The sequence below is a fragment of the Mesorhizobium sp. M2A.F.Ca.ET.037.01.1.1 genome (assembly GCF_003998075.1).
Taxonomy (GTDB): Bacteria; Pseudomonadota; Alphaproteobacteria; order Rhizobiales; family Rhizobiaceae; genus Mesorhizobium.
Window position 1 is genome coordinate 1 of the sequence record NZ_RZSA01001046.1, and the last position, 2,170, is coordinate 2,170.

Consider the following 2,170-nt stretch of genomic DNA (forward strand, 5'->3'; position numbering starts at 1 on the left):
CTGGCATCCCAATCCGGACTTCTTTTTCCAGCCGGGCGCCGGCCCGGCGCTCGACATCGGACCTTACTACGTCACCAACCTGATCCAGCTGATCGGGCCGGTGAAACAGGTGGCGGCCTTCGCAACGACCCCGGCGAAGGTGCGGACGATCAGCTCCAAACCGCGCGCGGGCGAAAAAATCCCGGTCAACACGCCGACCACGATCCATGCGCTGCTCGAATTCGCCAACGGCGCGGTGATAACGCTCAACACCTCCTGGGACGTCTGGAGTCATGGCCACGCGCCGATGGAGCTCTATGGCGAATTGGGCACCGTCTTCGTGCCGGACCCGAATTTCTTCGGCGGCGAGGTACGCTTCACCGACGCGGCCAAGCCGGTGAAGAAGCTGCCGAAATGGAACCACCCGTTCGGCGTGCCGAACGAGATGCACGGCCAGGGCATGATGGCCAATTACCGCACCGCCGGTCTTGCCGACATGGCGATCGCAATCGCCGAAGGGCGGCCGCACCGCTGCTCGATGGAGCTGGCGCTGCACGCCGTCGACGTGATGACCGGCATCCTGCGTTCCGGCGAAAGCGGCAAATACGTCACCATGCAGACGACCTGCGAGCGGCCGGCCGCGCTCGGCGTCAAGGACGCGAAGGCGCTGCTGGCCAAGAAAAACTAGGTGGCAACCCCTCCCCGTTTCGGCGGGGAGAGGGTAAGGGTAGGGGCAAGCATCGATTCAATTGACCCCTGAGCCGAGCATGAAGTCGCCCGAAAACCGCTCCGCACTTTTCGGCTTCATGCTCTAGCGGCGCTCGCGGCGCCGCTTCGATCCCGAGGATTTTTCCCATGCCCTATGTCGCCGCCGAGAACCGCTACGAAAAGATGATCTATAACCGCTGCGGCCGCTCCGGCCTCAAGCTGCCGGCGATCTCGCTCGGGCTGTGGCACAATTTCGGCAACGACACGCCGCACCGGACCAAGCAGGCGATCGTGCGCAAGGCCTTCGACCTCGGCATCACGCATTTCGATCTCGCCAACAATTACGGTCCGCCGCCCGGCTCGGCGGAGACCGCGTTCGGCGAGATCCTGCGCACCGATTTCGCCGCCTATCGCGACGAGATGATCATCTCGACCAAGGCCGGCTACGAGATGTGGGCGGGTCCCTATGGCGAATGGGGCAGCCGCAAATATGTGCTGGCGAGCCTCGACCAGAGCCTGAAGCGTATGGGGCTCGACTATGTCGATATCTTCTATTCGCACCGCTTCGACCCGGAAACGCCGCTCGAGGAAACCATGGGCGCGCTCGACCACGCGGTGCGCTCGGGCAAGGCGCTTTATGCCGGCATCTCGTCCTACAACTCGCAGCGCACCCGCGAGGCGGCCGATATTCTGCGGCAGCTCGGCACCCCTTGCCTGATCCACCAGCCGAGCTATTCGATGCTCAACCGCTGGGTCGAGGAGGACGGGCTGCTCGACACGCTGGAGGGGCTGGGCATCGGCTCGATCGTCTTCTCGCCGCTGGCGCAAGGCATGCTGACCGACAAATATCTCGGCGGCATCCCCGAGGGCAGCCGCGCATCCCAGGGCAAGTCGCTCAGGCAGGCCTTCATCAACGACAAGTCGATCGCCAACATCAAGGCGCTCAACGCCATTGCCACTCGCCGCGGCCAGACGCTGGCGCAGATGGCGCTGGCCTGGGTGCTGCGCAAGGGCCGCGTGACCACGGCCCTGATCGGCGCCAGCCGGCCGGAACAGGTCGAGGATTGCGTCGGCGCGCTCAAGGCGCTCGAGTTCTCCGATGCCGAGCTTGGCGAGATCGATACTTACGCGCGTGAGTCCGACATCAACCTCTGGGCGGCTTCCGCCGAACGCAAAGGGCCGCCGCGCAAGTAGCGGTTAGCCGGCGAACCGTCTCGCCCGACCTGTGCCTGAGGAGACGCGCTGCGGAAACAGTGGCAAAATCGCTCGTTCGTCGCTATCTCAGGGGAAATTGAAGTCCTTGGCATGCGGTCGCGCGTGCAAGCGTCGATTGGGCGAACAAGATGACGGCAAGAGATGCGCTGACCAAGAACCAGCTCTGCGTGCTCGAGAAGCTAGAGGCGTCCAGCGGGCCGCTCAGCGCCTATACGCTGCTCGACCAGTTGCGCGAGCGCGGTTTTCGCGCGCCGCTGCAGGTCTACCG

The 2,170-nt window shown here is 64.4% G+C and carries 2 protein-coding genes and 1 pseudogene; all 3 read left to right on the forward strand.

Translation table 11 applies throughout. From position 1 onward, the window contains the following. The coding region (locus EOA27_RS33180; RefSeq protein ID WP_245491238.1) for a Gfo/Idh/MocA family oxidoreductase at positions 1 to 667 on the forward strand (667 nt) is incomplete at its 5' end. Positions 668 to 834: 167 nt separating this feature from the next. After that, positions 835 to 1,881: an L-glyceraldehyde 3-phosphate reductase gene (gene mgrA, locus EOA27_RS33185; RefSeq protein WP_126081166.1), complete on the forward strand. Its 1,047-nt coding sequence runs from the start codon at positions 835 to 837 to the stop codon at positions 1,879 to 1,881. Between the two features lie 149 nt (positions 1,882 to 2,030). Then, positions 2,031 to 2,170 (forward strand): annotated as a pseudogene (locus tag EOA27_RS42580) (transcriptional repressor); the annotation flags it as partial.

Coding starts and splice junctions, on each gene's coding strand:
- mgrA (WP_126081166.1), top strand. CDS start 835: ATGCCCTATGTCGCCGCCGAGAACCGCTACGAAAAGATGATCTATAAC.